This window comes from Mycobacterium sp. NPDC050441 (genome assembly GCF_040655355.1).
Lineage (GTDB): Bacteria > Actinomycetota > Actinomycetes > Mycobacteriales > Mycobacteriaceae > Mycobacterium.
Map to the genome: position 1 here is coordinate 173,373 of NZ_JBFAJS010000002.1, position 23,719 is coordinate 197,091.

At 67.2% G+C, this 23,719-nt stretch carries 29 protein-coding genes; 13 read left to right on the forward strand and 16 right to left on the reverse strand.

The window, feature by feature from the left end:
* The first annotated feature begins 54 nt into the window (after positions 1-54).
* The 3 genes from dapA to AB0I14_RS05895 are packed head-to-tail and all read left to right on the forward strand — an operon-like array spanning position 55 to position 3,355.
* The gene (dapA, locus tag AB0I14_RS05885) at positions 55-957 is read left to right on the forward strand and encodes a 4-hydroxy-tetrahydrodipicolinate synthase (protein WP_358017325.1); all 903 of its coding nucleotides are present in this window, start codon (positions 55-57) and stop codon (positions 955-957) included.
* Positions 957-2,633: a ribonuclease J gene (locus AB0I14_RS05890; protein WP_358017328.1), complete on the forward strand. Its 1,677-nt coding sequence runs from the start codon at positions 957-959 to the stop codon at positions 2,631-2,633. Before dapA ends, AB0I14_RS05890 begins: the two co-directional genes overlap by 1 nt.
* Before the next feature lie 47 nt (positions 2,634-2,680).
* Entirely contained in the window at positions 2,681-3,355 is a 675-nt protein-coding gene (locus AB0I14_RS05895; protein ID WP_358017331.1) for a hypothetical protein, read from the forward strand.
* Here the strand turns inward: AB0I14_RS05895 and AB0I14_RS05900 are convergent.
* Positions 3,341-3,778 carry a hypothetical protein gene (locus AB0I14_RS05900; RefSeq protein WP_358017334.1) on the reverse strand — a complete coding sequence of 146 codons (438 nt, stop codon included), beginning with the start codon at positions 3,776-3,778 and terminating at the stop codon, positions 3,341-3,343. The two genes, AB0I14_RS05895 and AB0I14_RS05900, sit on opposite strands and share 15 nt — an antisense overlap.
* Before the next feature lie 185 nt (positions 3,779-3,963).
* Between AB0I14_RS05900 and AB0I14_RS05905 the strand changes: the two genes are divergently transcribed.
* On the forward strand, positions 3,964-4,383 hold the full coding sequence (locus AB0I14_RS05905; RefSeq protein ID WP_358017337.1) for a group III truncated hemoglobin: 420 nt from the start codon (positions 3,964-3,966) through the stop codon (positions 4,381-4,383).
* On the opposite strand, the gene AB0I14_RS05910 is transcribed toward AB0I14_RS05905, so the two are convergent.
* From AB0I14_RS05910 to AB0I14_RS05920, 3 genes are read right to left on the reverse strand one after another with little or no spacing between them, the layout of a single operon-like run.
* Complete coding sequence (locus AB0I14_RS05910) at positions 4,380-5,249, reverse strand: SAM-dependent methyltransferase (RefSeq protein ID WP_358017340.1); 870 nt, start codon at positions 5,247-5,249, stop codon at positions 4,380-4,382. The genes AB0I14_RS05905 and AB0I14_RS05910 overlap by 4 nt on opposite strands.
* Positions 5,246-6,073 (reverse strand): mycofactocin-coupled SDR family oxidoreductase, encoded by an 828-nt coding sequence (locus AB0I14_RS05915; RefSeq protein WP_358017343.1) that lies wholly within the window; start codon positions 6,071-6,073, stop codon positions 5,246-5,248. The genes AB0I14_RS05910 and AB0I14_RS05915 overlap by 4 nt, the downstream gene beginning before the upstream one ends.
* On the reverse strand, positions 6,073-6,387 hold the full coding sequence (locus AB0I14_RS05920) for a putative quinol monooxygenase (RefSeq protein ID WP_358017346.1): 315 nt from the start codon (positions 6,385-6,387) through the stop codon (positions 6,073-6,075). The genes AB0I14_RS05915 and AB0I14_RS05920 overlap by 1 nt, the downstream gene beginning before the upstream one ends.
* A 159-nt stretch (positions 6,388-6,546) precedes the next feature.
* Between AB0I14_RS05920 and AB0I14_RS05925 the strand changes: the two genes are divergently transcribed.
* Positions 6,547-9,111: a DNA translocase FtsK gene (locus tag AB0I14_RS05925; protein WP_358017349.1), complete on the forward strand. Its 2,565-nt coding sequence runs from the start codon at positions 6,547-6,549 to the stop codon at positions 9,109-9,111.
* 10 nt (positions 9,112-9,121) lie between these two features.
* Here AB0I14_RS05925 and AB0I14_RS05930 read toward each other — a convergent pair whose 3' ends face one another.
* Both AB0I14_RS05930 and AB0I14_RS05935 read right to left on the reverse strand, forming a co-directional pair.
* Positions 9,122-9,715: a hypothetical protein gene (locus AB0I14_RS05930; protein ID WP_358017352.1), complete on the reverse strand. Its 594-nt coding sequence runs from the start codon at positions 9,713-9,715 to the stop codon at positions 9,122-9,124.
* Between the two features lie 24 nt (positions 9,716-9,739).
* Positions 9,740-10,261 (reverse strand): amino-acid N-acetyltransferase, encoded by a 522-nt coding sequence (locus AB0I14_RS05935; protein WP_358017355.1) that lies wholly within the window; start codon positions 10,259-10,261, stop codon positions 9,740-9,742.
* A gap of 42 nt (positions 10,262-10,303) precedes the next feature.
* Here AB0I14_RS05935 and pgsA point away from each other — a divergent pair, with 42 nt between their 5' ends.
* From pgsA to AB0I14_RS05960, 5 genes are all read left to right on the forward strand, one after another.
* Positions 10,304-10,909, forward strand: coding sequence for a CDP-diacylglycerol--glycerol-3-phosphate 3-phosphatidyltransferase (gene pgsA, locus AB0I14_RS05940; protein WP_358017358.1), 606 nt, complete (start codon positions 10,304-10,306; stop codon positions 10,907-10,909).
* A complete protein-coding gene (locus tag AB0I14_RS05945; RefSeq protein WP_358017361.1) occupies positions 10,887-11,375 on the forward strand; it encodes a CinA family protein in 489 nt (162 codons plus the stop codon). Before pgsA ends, AB0I14_RS05945 begins: the two co-directional genes overlap by 23 nt.
* Before the next feature lie 94 nt (positions 11,376-11,469).
* On the forward strand, positions 11,470-11,823 hold the full coding sequence (gene clgR / locus AB0I14_RS05950; RefSeq protein ID WP_358017363.1) for a transcriptional regulator ClgR: 354 nt from the start codon (positions 11,470-11,472) through the stop codon (positions 11,821-11,823).
* A 230-nt stretch (positions 11,824-12,053) separates the two neighbouring features.
* Positions 12,054-12,869 (forward strand): phage shock protein PspA, encoded by an 816-nt coding sequence (gene pspA / locus AB0I14_RS05955; protein WP_358017366.1) that lies wholly within the window; start codon positions 12,054-12,056, stop codon positions 12,867-12,869.
* A gap of 20 nt (positions 12,870-12,889) precedes the next feature.
* Positions 12,890-13,708 carry a hypothetical protein gene (locus tag AB0I14_RS05960; protein ID WP_358017369.1) on the forward strand — a complete coding sequence of 273 codons (819 nt, stop codon included), beginning with the start codon at positions 12,890-12,892 and terminating at the stop codon, positions 13,706-13,708.
* An 8-nt stretch (positions 13,709-13,716) separates the two neighbouring features.
* Here AB0I14_RS05960 and AB0I14_RS05965 read toward each other — a convergent pair whose 3' ends face one another.
* Positions 13,717-14,151 (reverse strand): limonene-1,2-epoxide hydrolase family protein, encoded by a 435-nt coding sequence (locus AB0I14_RS05965; protein WP_358017372.1) that lies wholly within the window; start codon positions 14,149-14,151, stop codon positions 13,717-13,719.
* Positions 14,152-14,191: 40 nt separating this feature from the next.
* Between AB0I14_RS05965 and AB0I14_RS05970 the strand changes: the two genes are divergently transcribed.
* The 3 genes from AB0I14_RS05970 (at position 14,192) to AB0I14_RS05980 (ending at position 15,828) form a co-directional block, all read left to right on the forward strand.
* The gene (locus tag AB0I14_RS05970; RefSeq protein ID WP_358017375.1) at positions 14,192-15,364 is read left to right on the forward strand and encodes a nucleotide disphospho-sugar-binding domain-containing protein; all 1,173 of its coding nucleotides are present in this window, start codon (positions 14,192-14,194) and stop codon (positions 15,362-15,364) included.
* 9 nt (positions 15,365-15,373) lie between these two features.
* The gene (locus AB0I14_RS05975; protein ID WP_358017378.1) at positions 15,374-15,568 is read left to right on the forward strand and encodes a DUF3046 domain-containing protein; all 195 of its coding nucleotides are present in this window, start codon (positions 15,374-15,376) and stop codon (positions 15,566-15,568) included.
* A gap of 77 nt (positions 15,569-15,645) precedes the next feature.
* Positions 15,646-15,828 carry a hypothetical protein gene (locus AB0I14_RS05980; protein WP_358017380.1) on the forward strand — a complete coding sequence of 61 codons (183 nt, stop codon included), beginning with the start codon at positions 15,646-15,648 and terminating at the stop codon, positions 15,826-15,828.
* A gap of 11 nt (positions 15,829-15,839) precedes the next feature.
* Here AB0I14_RS05980 and hypD read toward each other — a convergent pair whose 3' ends face one another.
* The 9 genes from hypD to AB0I14_RS06025 are packed head-to-tail and all read right to left on the reverse strand — an operon-like array spanning position 15,840 to position 23,600.
* Positions 15,840-16,964 carry a hydrogenase formation protein HypD gene (hypD, locus tag AB0I14_RS05985; RefSeq protein WP_358017383.1) on the reverse strand — a complete coding sequence of 375 codons (1,125 nt, stop codon included), beginning with the start codon at positions 16,962-16,964 and terminating at the stop codon, positions 15,840-15,842.
* A gap of 19 nt (positions 16,965-16,983) precedes the next feature.
* On the reverse strand, positions 16,984-17,256 hold the full coding sequence (gene hypC / locus AB0I14_RS05990) for a HypC/HybG/HupF family hydrogenase formation chaperone (protein WP_044517788.1): 273 nt from the start codon (positions 17,254-17,256) through the stop codon (positions 16,984-16,986).
* Between the two features lie 17 nt (positions 17,257-17,273).
* Positions 17,274-18,365, reverse strand: a complete 1,092-nt coding sequence (gene hypE, locus AB0I14_RS05995; RefSeq protein WP_358017387.1) for a hydrogenase expression/formation protein HypE — start codon at positions 18,363-18,365, stop codon at positions 17,274-17,276.
* Entirely contained in the window at positions 18,362-19,042 is a 681-nt protein-coding gene (locus AB0I14_RS06000; protein WP_358018972.1) for an SIS domain-containing protein, read from the reverse strand. The genes hypE and AB0I14_RS06000 overlap by 4 nt, the downstream gene beginning before the upstream one ends.
* Before the next feature lie 34 nt (positions 19,043-19,076).
* Positions 19,077-19,826 (reverse strand): hydrogenase assembly protein HupF, encoded by a 750-nt coding sequence (locus AB0I14_RS06005; RefSeq protein ID WP_358017390.1) that lies wholly within the window; start codon positions 19,824-19,826, stop codon positions 19,077-19,079.
* The gene (locus tag AB0I14_RS06010) at positions 19,823-20,560 is read right to left on the reverse strand and encodes a DUF6390 family protein (RefSeq protein WP_358017393.1); all 738 of its coding nucleotides are present in this window, start codon (positions 20,558-20,560) and stop codon (positions 19,823-19,825) included. Before AB0I14_RS06010 ends, AB0I14_RS06005 begins: the two co-directional genes overlap by 4 nt.
* A gap of 5 nt (positions 20,561-20,565) precedes the next feature.
* Positions 20,566-22,863: a carbamoyltransferase HypF gene (gene hypF / locus AB0I14_RS06015; protein WP_358017395.1), complete on the reverse strand. Its 2,298-nt coding sequence runs from the start codon at positions 22,861-22,863 to the stop codon at positions 20,566-20,568.
* Positions 22,860-23,114, reverse strand: coding sequence for a HypC/HybG/HupF family hydrogenase formation chaperone (locus AB0I14_RS06020; RefSeq protein WP_358017397.1), 255 nt, complete (start codon positions 23,112-23,114; stop codon positions 22,860-22,862). The genes hypF and AB0I14_RS06020 overlap by 4 nt, the downstream gene beginning before the upstream one ends.
* 3 nt (positions 23,115-23,117) lie before the next feature.
* Complete coding sequence (locus tag AB0I14_RS06025) at positions 23,118-23,600, reverse strand: hydrogenase maturation protease (protein ID WP_358018975.1); 483 nt, start codon at positions 23,598-23,600, stop codon at positions 23,118-23,120.
* Between the last annotated feature and the right edge of the window lie 119 nt (positions 23,601-23,719).

A 23,719-nucleotide genomic window follows, 5' to 3' on the forward strand; every position in this document is an offset into this window, starting at 1 on the left:
AGTGGGCCGGGTACACGGCCACAGAGGCTTGAGACCACCGGGTAATCTTGGCGCGTGAGCACGAGCGGAATCGATGTAACAGCCCAGTTGGGCACGGTGTTGACCGCAATGGCAACTCCGTTCAAGCCCGACGGTTCGCTCGATCTCGAAACCGCCGCTCGCCTGGCCAATCGCCTGGTCGACGCCGGTTGCGATGGTCTGGTGCTCTCGGGCACCACCGGCGAATCGCCGACCACCACCGATGACGAGAAGCTCGCACTGCTGCGCGCCGTGCTGGAAGCCGTGGGGGACCGGGCCCGCATCATCGCCGGCGCCGGCAGTTACGACACCGCGCACAGCGTGCACCTGGCCAAGGCGTGCGCCGCCGAGGGTGCACACGGCCTGCTGGTGGTGACGCCGTACTACTCGCGGCCCCCGCAAGCCGGCCTGGTCGCGCACTTCACGGCCGTGGCCGACGCCACCGATCTGCCCAACCTGCTCTACGACATCCCGCCGCGGTCCTCGATCCCGATCGCGTGGGAGACCATCCACGTATTGGCCGGGCACCCCAACATCGTCGGCGTCAAGGACGCGAAGGGTGATCTGCACGGCGGTGGCCAGATCCTCGCCGAGACCGGACTGGCGTACTACTCCGGCGATGACACGTTGAACCTGCCCTGGCTGGCGGTGGGCGCCGTCGGTTTCGTCAGCGTCTGGGGACATCTGGCCGCCGGTCAGTTGCGTGACATGTTGACCGCGTTCAACTCTGGCGATATCGCCACGGCCCGCAAGATCAACGTGTCGTTGGCCCCGCTGGCCCGCGCCCAGGCCCACCTCGGCGGAGTCACCATGTCCAAGGAAGGCCTGCGGTTGCAGGGATTCGAAGCCGGTCAGCCACGGCTACCACAGATTCCCGCCACCCCTGCTGAGATCGAGGCGCTGGCAGCCGATATGCGTGCGGCAGCGGTGTTGCGCTAGTGAGCACCGAACTCGCGCCCCCCAAGCCCCTGGCCCCCGGCGGTCTGCGAGTTACCGCGCTGGGCGGAATCAGCGAAATCGGCCGCAACATGACGGTCTTCGAGCACCTGGGCAAATTACTCATCGTGGACTGCGGGGTGCTCTTCCCCGGGCACGACGAACCCGGCGTCGACCTGATCCTGCCGGACCTGCGTCACGTGGAGAACCGGCTCGACGATGTCGAGGCGCTCGTCGTCACCCACGCCCACGAGGACCACATCGGCGCGATCCCGTTCCTGCTCAAGCAGCGTCCGGATATCCCGGTGGTCGGCTCGAAGTTCACCATCGCGTTGATCCGCGAGAAGTGCCGCGAGCACCGGATCAAGCCGGTGTTCGTCGAGGTCGCCGAGCAGCAGAGCAGCCAGCACGGTGTCTTCGAATGCGAGTACTTCGCGGTCAATCACTCGATCCCGGGCTGTCTGGCCGTCGCGATCCACACCGGCGCCGGCACCGTGCTGCACACCGGAGACATCAAGCTCGACCAACAGCCGCTCGACGGCCGCCCCACGGACCTGCCTGGCATGTCCCGACTCGGTGACGCCGGCGTCGACCTCTTCCTGTGTGACTCGACCAATTCCGAGCATCCGGGCGTCAGCCCGTCCGAGAGCGAGGTCGGCCCGACGCTGCACCGGCTGATCCGCGGCGCGGAGGGCCGGGTGATCGTTGCCTGCTTCGCCTCGAATGTCGATCGCGTGCAACAGATCACCGATGCGGCGGTGGCGCTGGGCCGGAAGGTCTCGTACGTCGGACGGTCGATGGTGCGCAACATGGGTATCGCCCGTGAGCTCGGCCTCCTGCGAGTGGCCGATGCCGACATCCTCGACATCGGGGCGGCGGAGATGATGCCGGCGGAGAAGGTCGTCCTGATCACCACCGGTACCCAGGGTGAGCCGATGGCCGCGCTGTCGCGGATGTCGCGCGGCGAGCATCGCAGCATCACGCTGACCGCGGGCGATCTGATCATCCTCTCCTCATCGCTGATCCCCGGCAATGAGGAGGCGGTTTACGGCGTCATCGACGCGCTGGCCAAGATCGGCGCCCGTGTGGTCACCAATGCCCAAGCGCGCGTTCATGTTTCCGGCCACGCCTACGCAGGTGAGCTGCTGTTCCTCTACAACGGGGTGCGGCCCCGCAACGTGATGCCGGTGCACGGCACCTGGCGTCACATGCGCGCCAATGCGGCGCTGGCCGCCAGCACGGGGGTTCCGCCGGAGAACATCGTGCTGGCTGAGAACGGTGTGAGTGTGGACCTGGTGGCCGGTAAGGCCTCCATCTCCGGTGCGGTGACCGTCGGCAAGATGTTCGTCGACGGGTTGATCACCGGGGATGTCGGCGACGCCACGCTCGGTGAACGCCTCATCCTGTCTTCGGGATTCGTGGCGGTGACGGTGGTCGTGCACCGTGAAACCGGGAAGCCTGCCGCCCCGGCCCATCTGTATTCGCGCGGGTTCTCCGAAGATCCGAAGGCGCTGGAGTCGGTGGCCCGCAATGTCGAGCGGGAGCTGGAAAGCCTTGCCGCCGACAACATCACCGATCCGATCCGGATCGCCCAGGCCGTCCGGCGCACCGTGGGCAAATGGGTGGGCGAGACCTACCGCCGCCAGCCGATGATCGTCCCGACGGTCATCGAGATCTAGCCGAATTGGTGTCCTGACCGTCCCGCTCGGCCGGTTAGATTGGGTCGGTGAGTCGCCCCGCACCTGAGGTGCCGTTCCAACGACGTCGTCCGATGCCCGCGTTCGGTTCGGCGGACGAGATCAAGCGCGTTGTGGAGTACCCGTACACCATCCGAGTGATGGTGGGAATGATGGCCATCGCTGCTGTCATCTTCTTCAGCGCAACGGCCTACGCCTTCGCGACCCGAGATCACCAGAACATGGTTGTCGTCGCAGGGTTCGTGGTGGTGCTCTTCGCGTATTACCTTGGCGCCACCAAGTTCGGGTTGCCGTTGCTGATGCGTCGCTTCTACGACCGGGTGATGCGGGGCGGCGTGCTGTGCGACGTGTCCCCGGCGGGTCTCCCCGACGCCAAAGCCGCGATCCTGATCGACACCCGGTTGTCCGACGCGCAGGCGGCGTATGCACACGACGTGATCGCGACCTGGCTCGGGCGGTCGGCCTCGGACCCGACGGTGCAGGCTCAGGCCGGCGATCTGTTCGCCGACGGTCCGATTCGCAGTGCCGAAGAACTCGCCGGCCCGGCCGCCCGGGGCGGGTTCCTGGTGGCCAGGGACAAGAACCCGGACCAGGGGTGGCGCCTGATACTTCCCGAGACGAATCCGCGCGACCCGCACCGGCCGTACACGAACGGTGTTGTGGTTCAGGTCAATACGCCCAGCCTCGAGTCAGCCGGCCAGTAGCAGGACCCCGCCGACCAGCAGTGCGATCACCTTGATGAGCTCGAACCCGACGTAGTAGTAATGCGCCTGCGAACGTGACTGCGCCTCTTCGCCGGGGGCGACGGCCAGCACAGCATTGGAACGCTGAATTAGCTTGGGTCGCACCGCAATCAACTGAACCGCCAGTGCTGCGACGGCAACCGCGAAGGCTGTGATCACCGCTGCCGAGGGGCGGTGCATGGCGAAGGCCACGATGATGACGACGGCGAAGGCCGTCTCCACCGCGTTGAGTGCGCGGAAAACCCTGCGCCCGATGCCGAGTCCGATCTGCAGCGTCACACCCGGGGCCTGGAACTTCAGCGGCGCCTCGATGAACGAGATCGCCAGGACCATGCCCAGCCAGCAGAAGGCGACCGCGACCGCGACAGCCAGACCGGCACTCATCGCATTCCTCCCATCGGGCCGACTTGTCGGCCAATCTTCCCGTCAACGGGTGCCTGCCAGCCTGTCAAAGGTCCCTGCGTCAATCCGAGATGGATCGGTGCGGTGATCATGGATAGAGTTTATGCAAGAACTTGTTGTAGAAACTAGGGGCAGGCGCGCGACCGGCCCGGAAATGGATCTGTCCGATGGCTGAAGACCTGGCTGAAGACCTGGCGGGACGTGACGACGTAGAGCTGTTGCTGTGGCGGTTCTACAGCAAGGCGCTATCCGATCCGGTGCTTGCCGAGCCGTTCGCCGAGCTGCGCGCCAAGGGGCTGCGGTCCCACATCCCGATCATGGGCGACTTCTGGGAGACCGTGCTGTTCCGGGCCGGGCTCTACCGGGGTAGTGCCCTGACCGTGCACCGTGAACTGCACGCCCGTCACCCACTGGCGGCGCAGCATTTCGTGCGTTGGCTGACCCTGTGGACCGACACCGTCGACGAACTGTTCGAGGGCCCGCATGCCGAGCGGGCCAAGCTCCAGGCCGGTCGCATCGCCAAGGCCATGCACCGGCGCCTGGCCGGCGCGGATGCCGCCGAACTCGACGCTCTGGTTGCCTGCTAACGCTTCTCGGCGTAGGCGGTCCATTCCAGCTGTGAGGCTGCCAGCTTCCGCCCCGACGGCGAAATGTAGTGGTCGGTGAGGTAATCGGGCCCGGCCTGCTCGGTCAGTTGCCAGCCATAGGGCTCGATGAACGATGCGACCCGGTCCGGGTCCAGCCCGAACTGCCAAAGTTGGCTACGAACGCGGAACCGGCGGTACAGCGATTCGGCACCGTACCGGTTGGTGCCGTCGATGAAATCGCTGCGGACGTAGGTGAATGCCAATCGGCTCCCCGGCGCTGCCGAACGAAGGAACTCGAACGTCGCCCCGACGCCGTCGGCGCTCAGATACTGCGTCACGCCTTCCCAGGCGAAGAAGGTGCGGTGGTCACCGCGGTGACCGTGCCGGGCGAGTTCGGCGGCCAGATCGTCGTGTTCGAAATCCACCGGCACCAGGTGTACCGATGGCGGAACAGCACCGAGCGCGCCACGCACCACCGAGCGTTTGCGCTCGATGTTGACCGGCAGGTCCACCTCGAACACCGGGATCGCACTGTGCCGAGCCAGTCGGTAGGCCTTGGTATCCAGGCCGGCGCCGAGAATCACCACCGCATCGATATCCGACAACGCCTGTGTGAGCTTGTCGCCGATGTAGCGCTTGCGGCAGGTCAGATTCGCCCACAGCCCCGGCCCCGAGCGTTCGGTGGCCTGGACCAGAAGTCTGCGGGCAACCGACCAGCGCGTGGTCCGGGCGAAGGCGCGCAGCCCGGCCGGCAGGAACGACAGCGCCATGTCGTCGTCGACCAACCGTCGCCGCACCGGTTCGTACTGCTCGACGGCGGCCAGCACCATCGGGCCGACGGCGGTTGCGGCGACGGGGTTGCTCATCGTTTGTTGACGATGCCGGCATCCACCGGAAGTGTCACCCCGGTGATGTAGCGCGCCTGATCGGACACGAGCCAGGCCACCGCGTTCGCAACGTCTTCCGATTGGATGACCTGCACCGGGAGCGCATTGCTGAAATCGGTCGGTGCGTTCAACTCCTCGGCGATGTGTTTCAGCCACCCGCGGGTGAACTCGTTGTTGATCATCGGGGTGTCCACCCCGGTGGGGTGGATGGTGTTGACCCGAATGCTGTGTGGGGCGAGGAAGTTGGCGTAGGCCCGCATCAGGCCGACCACACCGTGCTTGGCGGCGGTGTAGCCCAGCGAGCCGCGGTCGCCGCCGCCCACGCCGATCAGGCCGGCCGCCGAGCTGATCAACACGATCGACCCGCCGTCACCCTGAGCGACCATGATCGGAATCGCAGCCTCGACGGTGTGGTGCACGCCGGTGAGGTTGACGTCGATGACGTCGCGCCAGCCGTCGGGGCCTGACTGCATCGGGGCGATCCCGGCGTTGGCGACGACGATGTCGAGCCGGCCGAGCTGGTCCACACCCGTCTGCAGCGCCGTCTGCAGGGCCTCCTCGTCGCGGACGTCGGCCTGGAGCGCGACGATCCGCGCACCCGTTTCCTCGACCAGTTTGACCGTGGCGGCCAGATCGTCGGGCGTGGCCAGGGGATAGGGCACCGACTCGATCTGTTCGCACAGATCGATCGCGATGATGTCGGCCCCGTCGGTGGCCAGTCGCAGGGCCTCGGCCCGCCCCTGGCCGCGCGCGGCGCCGGTGATGAAGGCGACCTTCCCGGCCAGGGGAGTGGTGGTAGACATCAGCCGCGCAACTGGCCCTTGGCCGGGTCGCCGGCGACCACGGGTTGCAACATTTTGATATCGGGAGCGCCGTCGAGCAGCTCGCCGATCGAGCCGAACAGTGTGCCGATGGCCGGGGCGGTGCTGTGGGTCTTGAGGGCATCGGCGTCGGCCCACTGCTCGACGAAGACGAACGTGCCGTCCGCCTCGTGCAGTGAATAGAGCTGGCAGCCCGGCTCGTCGTGTACGGCTGCGACGGCGTTGGTGCAGGCCTCGCGCACGGCGTCGACGGACTCGGGCTTGGCCTTCATGGTGGCGACGACGACAACAGGCATATGTGCAGAACTCCTCGATGAGTGTCGAAACTGGACGACTGTCCACCCTAGGCGATCGGTCGGTGGATTCGGTTCGTATGGCTAAGTTTCATTCGATACCGTCTTGTGACCCGTGTGGCAGATGGTGATTGTGGGGCATATGCGACTAGGCTTGCGGGCATGGCTAACAAGACCGCCGGCCGATCCGGGGCGCGTTCGAGCAGGTCAAACGCCAGCTCGCGGAGCGGTTCGCGGCGTCAGGCGCCGGCCCGTAAGGGTCGCCCGGCTGCGCCACGGCGTAAGCCCGCACGCCGGCCACAGACCTCGCCCGTCTCCGCCGCCGGACAGAGGCTCGGTCAGGGAGCTCGCGCGGGCTGGCTGATGCTCGCCAAGGGTGCCGGTTCGACCGCCCGCTCGGTGGGTCGCGCCCGCGATATCGAACCCGGACATCGTCGTGACGGCCTGGCACTCGCACTGCTCGGAATCGCGGTCGTCGTCGCCGCCAGCTCTTGGTTCCACGCGGCGGGCCCGGTGGGCCAGTGGATCGACACCGCGCTGCGCACCCTGATCGGTGGGCCGGTGGTGCTCGTGCCCGTCATTCTCGGCGTCATCGCCGTCGTGCTGATGCGCACCGAGCCGGATCCGGAATCGCGCCCCCGGCTGATCCTGGGATCGGCCATGATCGCGCTGCCGCTGCTCGGCCTGTGGCACCTGTGGTCGGGATCGCCCCAGGATCCCATCGCACGTCAGCACGCCGCCGGATTCGTCGGCTTCGCCATCGGCGGCCCCCTGTCCGACGGCCTGACCGAGTGGATCGCCGCGCCGCTGCTGTTCATGGGTGCGCTGTTCGGTCTGTTGTTGATCACCGGGACCACGATCCGCGAGGTGCCCTCGACCCTGCGGACCATGTTCGGCACCCGGGCATTCCGCGACGACTATGACGATGACGAGTACGACGGCGACTACGTCGACGAATTCGATGATGAGGACGGCTACGACGACCTGTCCGACGGCTACTACGACGACGACACGGCACGCGGTGATACGCAGGTTCAGACCTGGCCGACGGCCGCCATCGAGGCGCCCAAGGCTCCGGCCGGCACGCCGATGGAGAACTACCCGTTGGTCGAGGACGCACCGACCGTCCCCGAGCCCGCGGTCAAACCTCGCCGCAAGAAGGTCGAGAGCAAACCGAAGACCGATGACACCCTGGTCATGGACCGGGTGGTCGAGGGGCCCTACACGTTGCCCCCACTGGATCTGCTGATCGCCGGTGACCCGCCGAAGCTGCGCACCGCCGCCAACGATCAGATGACCGACGCCATCACCTCGGTGCTGGAGCAGTTCAAGGTCGATGCGGCCGTGACGGGCTGCACCCGCGGCCCGACCGTCACCCGCTACGAGGTCGAACTGGGCCCCGGCGTCAAGGTCGAGAAGATCACCGCGCTGCACCGCAACATCGCCTACGCGGTCGCCACCGAGAGCGTCCGCATGCTGGCCCCGATCCCCGGCAAGTCCGCCGTCGGCATCGAGGTGCCCAACTCCGACCGCGAGATGGTCCGGCTGTCCGACGTGCTCAGCGCCGCGTCGACGCGTCGTGACCACCATCCGTTGGTGATCGGCCTGGGCAAGGACATCGAAGGCGACTTCGTTTCGGCCAACCTGGCCAAGATGCCGCACCTGTTGGTGGCCGGTTCGACCGGCTCGGGTAAGTCCAGCTTCGTCAACTCGATGCTGGTCTCACTGCTGGCGCGGGCCACCCCGGAGGAGGTCAGGATGATCCTGATCGACCCGAAGATGGTGGAACTCACGCCGTATGAAGGCATTCCGCACCTCATCACGCCGATCATCACCGAACCCAAGAAGGCCGCTGCGGCACTGGCCTGGTTGGTCGAGGAGATGGAACAGCGCTACCAGGACATGAAGGCGTCCCGCGTGCGCCACATCAATGACTTCAACGAGAAGGTGCGTTCGGGTGAGATCAGCACGCCGCTGGGCAGCGAGCGGGTCTACAAGCCCTACCCGTACATCCTCGCGGTCGTCGACGAGCTCGCCGACCTGATGATGACCGCGCCGCGTGACGTCGAGGACGCCATCGTCCGTATCACGCAGAAAGCCCGCGCCGCCGGCATCCACCTGGTGCTGGCCACCCAGCGGCCGTCGGTGGACGTCGTCACCGGTCTGATCAAGACCAACGTGCCGTCCCGGCTCGCGTTCGCGACCTCGTCGCTCACCGACAGCCGCGTCATCCTGGACCAGCCCGGCGCCGAGAAACTGATCGGTATGGGCGACGGCCTGTTCCTGCCGATGGGTGCCAACAAGCCGTTGCGCATGCAGGGCGCGTTCATCACCGACGAGGAGATCCACGCCGTCGTCGAGGCCACCAAGACCCAGGCCGAACCCGAGTTCGTCGAGGGCGTCACCGCGGTCAAGGCGGGCGAGCGCAAGGACGTCGACCCGGACATCGGCGACGACATGGAGGTCCTCCTGCAGGCCGTCGAGCTGGTGGTGTCCTCGCAGTTCGGCTCCACCTCGATGCTGCAGCGCAAGCTGCGGGTCGGGTTCGCCAAGGCCGGCCGGCTGATGGATCTCATGGAGACCCGCGGCATCGTCGGCCCGTCCGAGGGTTCGAAGGCGCGCGAGGTGCTCGTCAAGCCCGACGAGCTGGCCGGCACGCTGATGCTGATCCGCGGCGGTTCCGACGCCAACGGTGCCGACGCCGACGACGATCCGGACGAGTTCTAGCGCGGGGCTGCTACGCGGGTGGGCAGTAGCCAGGTTTGATGCACCAGTTTCCCTGCGCCAGGACCGGGTGGTCGCGCTGCAGTTCTCGTGCGTCGTCGGGCGTACCCGGCCGCATCTGGACCGTGACGCTCAATTCGTGCTTGGTGGAACCGGATTCGGTCTGATACATGGAGACCGATTGGACGGTAGGTGATTTCACCATCCGCATCCACGCCTCTAGCCGTTGGTCCAGATCGGCCGTTCCCTTGGGGGGCAGGTTGTGCCCGGCTTGAAAATGGAATGACGCCACCGATTCGGACGGCGGATAGTGCACGGTGAAATCGACGACGGGATCGCCGAGTTCCTCACCGTCGAAGTGCGCCGCGAAAGTCCTGCCGACATCGCCGGCTTGTTCGTCGGTCACCGATGCGTCCAGGGTGACGCCGAGCTTCATCGAGTTGCCGAGACCCACGCTCTCGCTGTGCTCGAGGTGAGTGTCGCTGACCCCGGGAAGTGCTTTGACCTCTTGGCCGATGGCCTCGATGTCGCTGCTGTGGTCGGCTACACACGCCGCGGCCGGCCACACCAGGGCCACCGCCAGTCCGACCGCCAACCACTTCTGCATGGGCATCCTCGCGTCAGGGCAGTTTTACAGCGTCAACAGCATTCGGGTGTTGCCCAGGGTATTGGGCTTGACGTAGGACAGGTCGAGGAACTCCGCCACACCGGTGTCGTACGAGCGGCACATCTCCTCGTACACCTCGGCGGTCACCGGGGTGCCGTCGATCTCCTCGAATCCGTGTTTGCCGAAGAAGTCGACTTCGAAGGTCAGTACGAAGATGCGGCTCAGATGCAGATCGCGCGCGACGTCGAGCAGCTGCTCGACCAGAACGTGCCCGACGCCGGTGCCGCGGACTTTCGGATGTACCGCCACGGTGCGCACCTCGCCGAGATCGGCCCACAGCACATGGAGTGCGCCGCATCCGACGAGTTCGCCGTCGAGTTCGGCGACCCAGAATTCCTGGACCGCCTCGTACAGCGTGACCAGGTTCTTCTCCAGCAGGATCTTGCCCGCATAGACGTCGACGAGGTGCTTGATCGCCGGGACATCGGACGTGCGGGCGCGGCGCACCAGGGCGTGCTGACGCGGCTCGACACTGCCTGGGTTCACAGGCGCAAGAGTATCCGTTACGGCAACCGATATTCTGTTGCGGTGCCGGGCCAACCTTCTACCGATCCGGTGGTCCCGCGTGCGCGCGTGGCCAACCTCGCCAACGTGCTCACGGGAGTGCGGATGGTGCTCGTTCCGGTCTTCCTCGTATTCCTGTTCGTCGGCGACGGTCATGAATCCGGCTGGCGGATCGCCGCTTTCACGGTGTTCGCGGTGGCGGTGATCACCGACCATCTCGATGGCGCGTTGGCCCGCAGCTACGGCATGATCACCGAATTCGGCACCCTGGCCGACCCGATCGCCGACAAGGCGCTGATCGGCGCGGCGCTGATCGGCCTGTCGATGCTCCATGACCTGCCCTGGTGGATCACCGCGGTGGTGCTGACCCGTGAGATCGGAATCACGGTGCTGCGATTCGCGGTGCTCCGTCACGGGGTGATCCCGGCCAGTCGCGGCGGCAAGCTCAAGACACTGGTGCAGGCCGTGGCGATCGGGCTGTTCGTGCTGCCGCTGCATTCGTGGCCCGACATCTGGCTCGACGTGGCCTGGGTGATCATGTGGGCCGCCGTGGTGCTGACCGTGCTCACCGGCGCCGATTACGTCATCTCCGCGATCAGGGATTCACGTGGACGATCCGCTGCTCAGTGACGACGCCAGGGCGCTGGTCGCCGACCTGACGGTGCGCTCAGAGAGCGTGGCCACCGCCGAGTCGCTGACCGGCGGCCTGCTGGCGGCGACGCTGGCCGGCGTGACCGGGGCCAGTGCGGTTCTGCAGGGCGGACTGATCACCTACAACGAGGACACCAAGATCTGGCTGGCGGGAGTGGCTCCCCAGGTGCTCGACGCGGTGGGCCCGGTCGCGGCGCCCACCGCGCGGGCCCTGGCGGTCGGCGCCCGGCAGCGTTGCGCAGCTACCTGGGGCGTCGGCCTCACCGGCGTGGCCGGCCCGGAACCGCACGGCGGACACCCGGTGGGCACGGTGTTCATCGGGCTGGCGGGCCCGGTCGACACCGAAGTCGTCGAGCTCTCCTTGTCCGGCTCGCGCTGGGATATCCGCCGCGCCGCCGTCGACGAGGCGATCGCCCGGCTGCGTTTCCTGGTCGAGAACCAGTAACCCGGATCAGCAGCCGGACTGTCGGGAACCATGCGGTGGTCCGCGGCGTTGGTCAGTAAGCGGACCTGCGACCCGCCAGGCGAAGGAGGGCACCATGACGGCATTGCTGCGTGAGGTGATCGGCGACGTGCTGCGTCACGCCCGCACCGAACAGGGACGGACGTTGCGTGAAGTGTCCGACTCGGCCCGGGTCAGCCTCGGGTACCTCTCCGAAGTCGAGCGGGGCCGCAAGGAGGCCTCCAGCGAACTGCTCAGCGCCATCTGCGACGCGCTGGATGTCCCGCTGTCGCGGGTGCTCACCGATGCCGGTGAGAACCTGGCCGGGCGCGAAGACGCATCCGCAGCGGTCCAGACGTCGGGCCGTCCCGGTATCGCCGCCAACGTGGCCCACATCGATGCTGCGACCAAGGTGGTCATCCCGCAGGTCGTGTCGATGGCCGTCGCGTGACCATGGCCTGAGGGCCACATTGACGCCCTACTGATCGCGCTGTTCGTCAACGGGTCCGAATTTTCGCAAAACACCCACGCGAACAGCCTGCGGGACTGTGGCTGCATGTCCAGAACCGATAAGTTGGCATCAGAGGAATTGCGGCAACCTGAAGAATGCAGTAGCACCCGAGCACTGGCTTGATGTGTAAGCCTGGCAGACAAGCCCGACAGATAAGGCGGAACGAACCCATGGCCAATCCGTTCGTCAAGGCGTGGAAGTACCTGATGGCGCTGTTCAGCTCCAAGGTCGACGAATACGCCGACCCGAAGGTGCAGATCCAGCAGGCCATCGAGGACGCGCAGCGGCAGCACCAGGCGCTCACGCAGCAGGCCGCGCAGGTCATCGGCAACCAGCGCCAGCTGGAGATGCGGCTCAGCCGCCAGCTCGCCGACATCGAGAAGCTGCAGGTCAACGTTCGGCAGGCGCTGACGCTGGCCGATCAGGCCACCGCTGCCGGTGACGCGGCCAAGGCCACCGAGTACAACAACGCCGCCGAGGCGTTCGCCGCCCAGCTCGTCACCGGCGAGCAGAGCGTCGAGGACCTCAAGGGCCTGCACGACCAGGCCCTGCAGGCCGCCGCGCAGGCCAAGAAGGCCGTCGAGCAGAACGCGATGATGCTGCAGCAGAAGATCGCCGAGCGAACCAAACTGCTGTCCCAGCTCGAACAGGCCAAGATGCAGGAGCAGGTCAGTGCCTCGCTCCGCTCGATGAGTGAAGTTGCCGCACCGGGTAACACCCCGAGCCTCGATGAGGTTCGCGACAAGATCGAGCGCCGGTACGCCAACGCCATCGGTCAGGCCGAGCTCGCCCAGAACTCGGTGCAGGGCCGCATGATGGAGGTGCAGCAGGCCAGCGTCCAGATGGCCGGCCATTCCCGGCTCGAGCAGATCCGGGCGTCGATGCGCGGTGATTCGCTGCCCAGCGGCGGTGCCTCGCAGGCCACACCGGCCTCCCCGGCGGCCAACCAGACTCCGGCCACCCCTGAAAACCCGCTCGGCCAGTAGAGATTCGAGTGTCCCAGATCATGGCTACCAAGACCGGTCGACCCGACGCCTGGAAGTCGTTGGTGCAACGGGGGATTGACACCGCGGCAGACCTCTCCGGGGCCCTCACCGAAAAGCTCAGCGCCGCCGCCGATCCGCGGGCAAAGCTGCTGCGCAAGCGGCGGTGGGCGTTGCGCTTCGGGGTGTTCTTCACCCTGTCCAGTGGGTTCTGGGTGCTCGTGACGGCGCTGCTGGCGTCGTGGAGCACACCGGTCTGGGGCCTGATCATCGCCGGCGCGATCGCGGCGGCTGCGGCGTTCCCGGCGACGTTGTTCTGGTTGCGCTACCGGTGGCTGCGTGCCGAGCCGCTCCCGGCGGAGCGGCCGGTCTCGGGACGTCGGTTGCCGCCCTGGGGCTCTGCTGCCCGTCAGCCCATGGCGGCGCTGATGGCCTCTGAGCGGGGCATGTTCTCGCTACTGGGCGTGCTGGAGCGTGGGCGGATGCTGCCGGCCGACGAACTGCGGGAACTGAGCTCGGTGGCCAACCAGACGGCGCGGACGATGGCGGCCACCGCCACCGAGGTGGTCTCGATGGAGCGCGCGATCAGCAACGCTCCGCAGTCGCGCCAGCATCTGGTGCCCACCATCAACGCCTTCACCGCCCAGCTCGGCCAGGGCGTGCGGCAGTACAACGAAATGGTCACTGCCGCAGCGCAACTGGTGTCAACGGTGAACAGCGGTCAGGCCGCGGCGTCGCCGCTGTCGCAACAGCGCTACCGCAACGAATTGACCGGCGCCACCGATCGTCTGGTGGGCTGGGCGCAGGCGTTCGACGAGCTCGGTCAGCTGCGCCGCGCCTGAATCCGTGGCTACAGCGAGGTGCGCAGCGACGGCACGACCGCGCCGGCCAGGCCCCGCAGGGTCGCCTTGAACATGTCGAGGAAGTCGAAGTAGTCACGCCAGAGTGTGATTCGGCCTTCGTGCACCTCGAACACCCCGCATACCCAGAACTGCAGGCGCACCGGCCCGAACACCAGGGCATCGGTGCGTTCGGTCAGCACGGCGGCGCCGTCGGCGGCGATCCGGTGGATCTTCACCTCGAATCCGGCCTTGCCCTGCATCGAGCGGAACAGCTTCATCGCACGTTGGCGTCCGTAGATGGTCGGAAGGCCCACGTTCTGGTAGACGAGGTTCTGCGCCAGCGCGTTCTCGGCGGTGTCGAAGTCCTGCTCCTGCAGCGCGTTGAGGAACGTTTCGACCGTGCCGGTCTGGGTCGTCGCTGCGGCGGTGGATTGGTCAGACATGCCCAAAGCCTAGTGGGCACAGCTATGGCAAGGTAGGCCGGTGCGCGTAGCTGTCGTCGCCGGACCCGATCCCGGACATGCCTTCCCGGCCCTTGCGTTGTGCCTGAAGTTCCTGGCCGCCGGGGATGTCCCGACGCTGCTGACCGGGGTGGAATGGCTCGATACCGCACGGGCCGCCGGTGTCGACGCCGTCGAACTCGCCGGCCTCGATCCGACCGACTCCGACGACGATGCCGACGCCGGGGCCAAGATCCATCAGCGTGCCGGGCGCATGGCGCAACTCAACGTGCCCGGACTGGACGCGCTGCACCCGGATCTCGTGGTCTCCGACGTGATCACCGCCTGTGGCGGACTGGCCGCCGAACTGCTCGGGTTGCCATGGGTCGAGCTCAGTCCGCACCCGCTGTACCTGCCGTCGAAGGGGCTGCCGCCGGTCGGCAGCGGATTCGCCCCCGGCACCGGGGTCCGGGGCCGGCTGCGCGACACCGTCATGCGCGCCCTGACCGCGAGGTCACTGCGGGCCGGCCTCGTGGAGCGGACCGCCGTGCGGGCCGAGATCGGCCTGCCCGCGCAGGACCCCGGCCCGTTGCGCCGGTTGATCGCCACGCTGCCGGCATTGGAGGTGCCCCGTCCGGATTGGCCGGCCGAGGCAGTGGTGGTGGGTCCGCTGCATTTCGAGCCGACCGATGCGGTGCTGACAGTGCCGCCGGGTTCGGGCCCGGTCGTGATGGTGGCGCCGTCCACCGCGACCACCGGGACGCAGGGGATGGCCGAACTTGTCCTGGAGTCACTGCGCCCGGGCGAGACGCTGCCCGACGGTGCCCGCGTGGTGGTGTCGCGACTGGGCGGGGCCGACGTCGAGGTACCGCCGTGGGCGGCGGTGGGGCTCGGCCGCCAGGACGAGTTGTTGTCACACGCCGATCTGGTGATCTGCGGCGGTGGACACGGCCTGGTGTCCAAGGCGCTGCTGGCCGGCGTGCCGATGGTGGTGGTGCCGGGTGGCGGTGATCAGTGGGAGATCGCCAATCGCGTTGTGCGCCAAGGTAGTGCGCAGTTGGTGCGACCGCTGTCCGGAGAGGCGCTGACCGCCGCGGTCGGCACCGTGCTCGGGTCTTCCACCTACCGTGCGGCCGCGAAGCGCGCCGGAGCCTCGCTGGCCGAGGTGGCAGATCCGGTACGGGTGTGCCATGACGCCCTCGCAGGAACTGGGTAGGTTGGGCCGGTGCGGCTGACGGAATTCAATGAGCTCGTAGACGGCCAGTTCGGCGCGATGCGGGGTCGTTCGCTGCTCGTCGACCACGTGCTCACTGCTCTTGACGGCCGCACGGCCGCGCAGGCCATCGAGGACGGGGTGGAGCCGCGCAGCGTGTGGCGGGCGCTATGCGCGGACTTCGACGTCCCGCGCGAATCGTGGTGAATCTGCGATGAGCCGACCGGCTTCCCCTATGTGAAATTTCGGCGTATACCGGACTTATGGGTCTCGGTGACCATCCGATGCGGACACCTCTCTACGGTGTTCTGCTTGTGATCGCAGCAGTGCTGCTGTGTTGGTTGGTCGCGTCAACTCTGGCTGGATGGCAGGCCGCCATCGGGTATTTCCTGGCCATCGCGGTTGGCGCATTCGGATTCGTCATGACGCTGCGGGATCTCGACAACTTTCCCAACTGGCGTCGCTGACCTCGTAAGCGCTAATGCCGCAGCAGCAGCTGCGCGGTTTCCCTGTGCAGTCTGCCGAAGTTGTAGTACGCCGCGCAGGCCCCCTCGGGGGACACCATGCAGGTGCCGATCGGAGTTTCTGGTGTACACGCCGTCCCGAACACCTTGCACTCCCACGGTTTGATGACGCCCTTGAGCACCTCGCCGCATTGGCAGGCCTTGGGATCGGCGACCCGTATGCCGGGCATCTCGAAGATCAGCTCGGCGTCGTAGGCGGCATAGTCGGGGTGGATTTTGAGCGCACTCTGCGAGATGAAGCCGAGTCCACGCCATTCGAAGTGCGGCCGCAGTTCGAAGGTCTCCGCCATCAGTTTCAGCGCAGCGGTATTGCCTTCCGGACGGACCACCCGGGTGTACTGGTTCTCCACCTCGCAGCGGCCGTCGCGGATCTGGCGCAACAGCATGTGGACCGAGGCCAGGATGTCGAGCGGTTCGAAGCCGGCCACCACGATCGGTTTCCGGTAGACGGCGGGGACGAACCGGTAGGGCCGTAGACCCACCACGGTCGAGACGTGCCCGGGTCCCAGGAATCCCGATAGTCGCAGGTCAGGAGACTCCAAGATGGCTTTGATCGGCGGGACGATGGTGACGTGGTTGCAGAACACGCTGAAGTTGTCGACGCCGAGCGCGCGGGCACGCACCAGGGTGACGGCGGTCGACGGCGCTGTCGTCTCGAACCCGACCGCGAAGAACACCACGTGGCGTTCGGGGTTATCGCGCGCGATCTTGAGGGCGTCGAGTGGTGAGTAGACGAACCGGATGTCGGCACCGCGGGCTTTGGCTTCGATCAGATTGCCGCGGGACCCGGGCACCCGCATCATGTCGCCGAAGGTCGTGAAGATGACGCCGGGCTGTTCGGCGAGCCACATCGCATCGTCGACCCGGCCCATCGGGATCACGCACACCGGACATCCGGGGCCGTGAACCAGCTCGATCGACTCCGGGAGCAGATGCTCGATCCCGTGCCGGTAGATGGTGTGGGTGTGGCCGCCGCAGACCTCCATGAATTTGAACTCGTCACCGGCGGCAAGCTCGGTGATGGCTTTCACCAGGGCGCGGGCTGCTGCCGGGTCCCGGAACTCGTCGACGAACTTCATGTGGACACCCCTTTTGCCTTCATGCGATTTCGGAGGAATTGAAGGCGTCGATCTCCGTCGTGTAGTCGGCACCCATCTTCTGCACCTGGTCGAGCGTCAGCGTCGCCTCGCGCTCGTCGATCTTGGCCATCGCGAATCCGACATGCACCAGAACCCAGTCGCCGACCCGCAGATTGTCGTCGGCGAGAAGTCGCACGCTGATGACCCGGCGTACCCCGTTGACGTCGACCTTGGCGAGATGGGCCTCGGCGTCGACGATGTCGACCACCTGGCCGGGAATGCCCAGACACATGAGACGTCTCCTTTCACCTAGCAGATCCGGGGCAGCGGATCGCCGACGAGCATGTCGACGATCCGGCTGCCGCCGAAGGCGGTACGCAGCGCGACGATCCCGGGCGGCTCGGCGACGATCTCGCCGACCACCGTGGCTCGGGCGCCCAACGGATGTTCATGCAGTGCGGCGACGGCGGCGTCCGCCTCGTCGGCGGCGACGATCGCGAGGAACTTCCCTTCGTTCGCGACGTAGAGAGGGTCGATACCCAGTAGGTCGCAGGCACCCGCAACCTGTGGCTCGATGGGGATGCGGTCCTCGTCGAGGATCACCGCGAACGGCGAGTCCTTGGCCAGTTCGTTGCACACCGTGCCGACACCGCCACGGGTGGCGTCGCGCATCCATCGGGTGGCCGGTGCGGCAGCCAGCAGAATCTCCACGAGTTCGTGCAGAGGTGCGGTGTCGGAGGCGATGTCGGCGTCGATGGCAAGATCGCCACGGGCCAGCATGACCGCCATTCCGTGGTCGCCGATCGTGCCCGACAGCAGTATCCGGTCCCCGGTGCGGACGTTCTCGCGTGACAAGCGCCGGCCCGCGGGCACCACTCCGATACCGGCGGTGCAGATGTACATGCCGTCGGCGGCGCCCTTGCCGACGACTTTCGTGTCGCCCGTGACGATCTCGACTCCGGCCCGCGCGGCCGCCTCGCTCATGTCGGCGACGATCTCCCGTAGCTCGGCGATCGGAAAGCCCTCCTCGATGACGAAACCCGCCGACAGCCACTGCGGACGCGCCCCAGTGACCGCCAGGTCGTTGATGGTTCCGTGGACCGCGACGTGCCCGATCGAACCGCCCGGGAAGCGATGTGGTGCAACCACATACGAATCGGTGGAGAACGCCAAGGTGTCACCGGACGGGGTGCGAAGCACTGCCGCGTCCCCGAGTTGCTCGAGTTCAGGGTTGCGGAACGCTTCGACGAAGACCGCGTCGACCAGTGCGGCCGAGGATTTCCCACCGGCGCCGTGCGCCAGCGTCACGACCTCATCGATGAGTCGTGGGCGTCGCTGCCGGAATTTCTCGATGCGCTCGAGCACGCGGTCCTCGCGTTGGGCTGCGGTCGAGGTACTCATGATGCGTACGCCCGCGACATCCGGGCCTGTACCACCGACCACAGCCGGTAACCCAGCACCGCGTGGCTCTCCTGGATGCGATGAATGCTCTGGCTGTGCACGGTGAAACAGAAGTCCAGATCACCGGATTCGCCGGACACGATGGCCATCCGTCCGCCGTCGTGCCCCGAGAAGCCGATGGTGAGCACACCGCGCTGCTTGGCCTCGGTGATCGCCGTCATGAGGTCTTCGGAGTTGCCCGATGTCGAGAGTGCGATGGCGATATCGCGATCACGGGCGTGGGCGATGATCTGGCGTTTGAAGATCAGGTCGAAACCCACGTCGTTGCCCAGCGCGGTGACCACTGCCTCGTCGGCGGCCAGGGACCAGGCCGCCACCGGCCTGCCCACCGCAGGCCGGCTGAACAGGGAGGCCAGTGTGGCCGCATCGGTGGAGCTGCCACCGTTTCCCAGCGTGTACAGGCGCCCCCCGCGCAGGAACCGGTCGGCCATCGCGGTCCCCGCCGCGTTCAGACCCGGGGCATACTCCTGTAGTGAGTCCTGTTGCAGCCGGGCGCTTTCGGCGGCCTTGCTGCGCGCCGAGGCGGCCAGGTCGTCGAGCAGCGCTCGGACATCGGTCTCTTCGGATTCGATGAACGGGTAGAGGAATCCGGTGCTCTCAGTTTCGGACTCAGCCACGGGTCCAGGTCCGGTGATGTTCTGGGTCATGGTTTCACCTACCTTCCGTCATCAGTGCGATCGCGGTACCTGCATGCACCAGGACCAGGTCGTTGACGGCGATCCGATCGAGCATGGCACTTTCCACCCATTCCTCTCCGGCTGCGCTACGGACCAGGGCCCGCCCACCCGCTTCGGCGGGTGCGATCACCACTTCGGCCGGCCGGCCTTCGTCGCCACACGTGACGCAGGCCGGCCCGGCATCTTCGGGCTGGGTTGTCAGCAGGCCGGGATGTTCGAAGCACACATGGGTGAGCTCCCACAACAGGTGGTAGATCAGAACGAACCGGCCGGTGGCCGGGACCATCGGGTCGTCCGAGTCGACCCACAGGATGTGGTGGGCCGCGCCGGCCGGCGGCCGGGGACCGCAGCCGATCCACAACGTCGTGACGCCCCATGCGGCGGCGCGCCGCATGGCGTCGACCGCTGCCGGCTGGTCGGCCGAGGCCACGGCCATGAGCAGGTCTCCGGGCTGACTGGCCACCCTGGCCTGGGCCACCGGATCCGGCTCGACGAGCGCGACCGAGGGCAGCGCGCGCTTGCCGACGATGACCGGATGGACGAACTCGACGGCGACGTGATGGGCGTGCGGGTCCCATTGGGGCGCAATCACCCAAAGGGTTGCACCGTCGTGGAACTTGCGGGCAGCGTCCAGCGCTGCCGTGGCCAGATCGGCGGCCAGGTCCGGGTTCACGAAGGGGCTCGCCGCCCCGGTGGGGGTGGGTGTAGTGACGGTCGTACTCATGGCCGACCTCCTGTGTTCACCAGGTCTAGGGTGGCGTGGGTGGCAGCTGCCAGCGCCGAGGTCTCGTCGGGCGTGAGCGTGTCGCACACCCAATCCCAGTGCGCGGACACGGTGTCGCCGGGGGTAGGCAGGGTCGTCAGGGACTGCCCGTCGCGGCTCCACCGGACCCGTTCGGTGGTGGGCTCGCCGATCGCGAGGCGGCTGCCGGCCAGTACCAGCGGGCAGGATTCGACGACCACGTGCTCGTCCTCGACGGCTGTGACCGTGCCCCAACGGATCCGGCAGTTCTGCAGCACCTGCAGGGCGGTGCCCGGGTCCCGGTCCAAGAACCGGATCCAGGGGTAGACCACGAACACGTGGAAGCTGTGGTGCGCCCGCACGGCGCCGGCAGCGGTCACGGTGTCCAGCCCTCCGGTCACCTGACCCTGGAACGCCGCTCGCAGCTGGGTCAGCAGCACAATCGGATCCACCCGCTCCAGGAGAGGCCCGCCGACCCAGTAGCTGCGGACCACCTCGGCATCCAGCGGGTCGATGCCGGTTGCCTCGGCGATGGAATGCAGATAGGGCCACGCGCCGTCGAATTCCCGTGCACGTGAGGAGAGCTCGGCCGGATTGTCACCGGGAATGACTGCGTGATCCGACGGACCGCAGTACCCGAGTTCGTTGGGCGGGAAGGCATATCGGGCGAACAGCCGGTATCCAGCGGGCAGGTTCTGTGTCGGTGGCGCGGTCATCGGAGTCACCCCGCATTCCCGACCAGCAGCTGGCCCAGTGCGATACCGCCGTCATTGGGCGGCACCCGGTGGTGGGTGATCACCCGAAAGCCCTGTTGACGCAGTCCGGCCACGGTCAAGCGCAGCAGCAGGACGTTCTGGAACACCCCGCCGGACAACGCCACCGGCTGCCCCGCGCAGCCGTTCGCATCCACCAATTCGAGCGACAGCTCGACGATGAGCTCGGCGACCGCGCGGTGGAATCGAGCACCGATCACCGCCGGTGTCACACCGGCGCGCAGATCGTCGGTGATCGACGCGAGGATGGGGGCCGGGTCGATGGTGACGGGTGCCGCGCGAGTGTTCAGTTCGAACGCATACCGGCGAGAGCCCGCCGCAGTGTCACGTGAGATCCCCTCCAGCTCGATGGCGGCCTGGGCCTCGTAGGCCACCGCCTGCCGGACCCCGATCAATGCCGACACCGCGTCGAACAACCGGCCCATACTCGACGTCGGAACGCAGCCGGCGCCGGTCGTCAGTTGCCGCGCCAGGGCCCGGCGTTCGTCATCGGAACACGCGTGGACCGGTGGCAGGTCGGCGTCCCATGGCAGCCCGGCCGCCCACAGGTGTGAGAGCGCCATCCGGTAGGGGCGCAGCACGCTCACGTCGCCGCCGGCCAGCGGCACCTGGGTGAGGTGGGCAACCCGTCGAAAGCCCTTGTAGTCGGCGATCAGCACCTCACCACCCCACACCGTGCCGTCGGGGCCGTATCCGGTTCCGTCGAAAGCGAATCCGAGCACCTGGTGGGTTCCGTCCAGGCCGTGTTCGGCCATCACCGCGGCGATATGGGCGTGGTGATGGTGAACCGTGCGTACCGGGTGTCGCCGGGCATTGCGATGTGCCCAGTCGCTGGTCCGGTACCCCGGATGTGCGTCGCAGACCAGGGTTTCGGGTTCGACGCCGGTCAGCGCCTCCAGGTGACCGACTGCAGGCTCGAACGCCGACAGCGTGGCCAGGCTGTCCATGTCGCCGATGTAGGCGCTCAGCCAGGCGTACTCACCCTCGGCCACGGCGAAAGTGTTCTTGAGATCGGCGCCTACCGCCAGGGTCGGCGGCACCGAGACCGGTAGGGCGACGGGCAGCGGTGCGTATCCCCGGGATCTGCGGATGGCCAACTCCTCGCCGTCGGCGACCCGCACCACCGAATCGTCACAGGGCACCAGGATCTCGCGGTCGTGCATCAGCCATCCGTCGGCGATCTGTGACAGCCGATGCAGCGCTTCATCGTCGGAGAAGCAGATCGGCTCGCCACTGAGGTTGCCCGACGTCATCACCAAGACCCTGGGGCCGGGCGCGTCACCGGGTAGCCCGAACAGCAGGGTGTGCAGCGGCGTGTAGGCGAGCAGGATGCCCAAGTCAGGGTTGCGTGGTGCGACCGCTTCGGTGACCCGGGCTCCGGGCGACCGGGGCAGGAGCACGATCGGCCGCTGCGGTCCGCACAGTACGCGCGACGCCGTGCCATCGAACTCGGCGATCTCACGCGCGGTGAGCAGATCGGGAACCATCACCGCGAACGGCTTGTCTCCTCGGTGTTTACGGCGACGAAGCTCCGTGACCGCGGCGGTGTTCCCAGCGTCGCAGGCAAGGTGGTAACCGCCGATGCCTTTGACCGCGACGATTGCTCCGCTTGCCAGCAGGCGCCTGGCTCGCTGCAGCCCGGCCTCGCCGTTGAGCGAACCGGAGGCGTCCTGCCAACGCAGCGTCGGGCCACACCGCGGGCAGCACACGGGCTGCGCGTGGAAACGCCGGTCGGCCGGGTCGGCGTACTCTCGCGCGCATTCGGCGCACATCGGGAAACTCGCCATCGTGGTGGCGTCGCGGTCGTAGGGCAAAGAGGAGATGATGGTGAACCGGGGCCCGCAATTGGTGCAGTTGATGAACGCGTGACGGTACCGTCGGCTCGACGGATCTCGTTGCTCAGCAGTGCATTCCGGGCACATCGCGACGTCAGGGGAGGCCAGGGTGCGGCCACCGCCGGCCCTGGAGGTGTCGGCGATCGAGAATCCGGTGCCGCCGGAGACCGGCACGGGCTGTGTGTCGACCGATTCGATGACCGCCAACGGGGGAGGGGCGCTGCGCAGCCGGTGCAGAAATGTGTCGAGGGCGCCGGGTTCGCCTTCGACCTCGATCACGGCGCCGGAACTGTCGTTGCGCACGCAGCCGGTCAACCCGAGGGCGGCCGCGGTGGTGTAGACGAACGGCCGGAACCCCACGCCCTGAACGACTCCGTGCACGCCGATCCGCAGCCGGCGCCGCGCGGTCATGATGGCGCCTCGGTCTCGGGGCCCCGGCCCAGTAGTTCCAGGCCCTGCATCGCGGCCTCGGCGCCGGCGTGGTCGGTTTTCTCGACCGCGAAGCCCATGTGGATGATCACCCAGTCGCCGGGCGAGAAGGTGGCGTCGGGCAGCATGCCGACGTTGACCTTGCGGTGCTCGCCCGCGACGTCGACGAGCGCCAGCTGGTCGCCGTATCCCGGCAGCATCCGGACCACCTGTCCCGGGATTCCCAGGCACATGACTCAACCCTCCGTAACCGGGTTCGACAGCCGGGCCACGGCAGCTCCCACCGCAGCCACGGCATATGGAACGGCTGCCGCGACGGGCTCGGAGAGCCCGATACCGTCAGCCACAGTGGACACCTCGCAGCCGATGACAACGGTGAAGGGCGGCCTACCGCCTAACGCCCGCAAGCTGGCGAACACCGCCGCCGGATCCATCGCGTGTGCATCCAGACCCGTAGCGCTCGACTGGCTTTCACGATCGGCTTCGAACACGTGCAATTCGCCGGGCAGGCCCCGGCAGGGCAACGCGTCGACAAGGACAAGGGAATCCCAGCCGTCGAGCAGATCGTAGGCCAGATGCACGCCTCGAATTCCATAGTCGCAGAACCGGACATCGGGGCCCGCGAGGCTCGGCGGCACACGCCGCAGCACCTCGGGACCGAATCCGTCGTCACCGAGAAAGATATTGCCGATGCCGGCTACCAGAACAGAAGACGTGATCGCACCCGCTACATCCGTCGCATCTTCAGGTAGCGCCGGGCGTCGGGGATCGACCGAACCCCGACCAGTACCCCGGCGACCACGACCGCCCCGACCGCGATGACGGCTATCCAACCCAC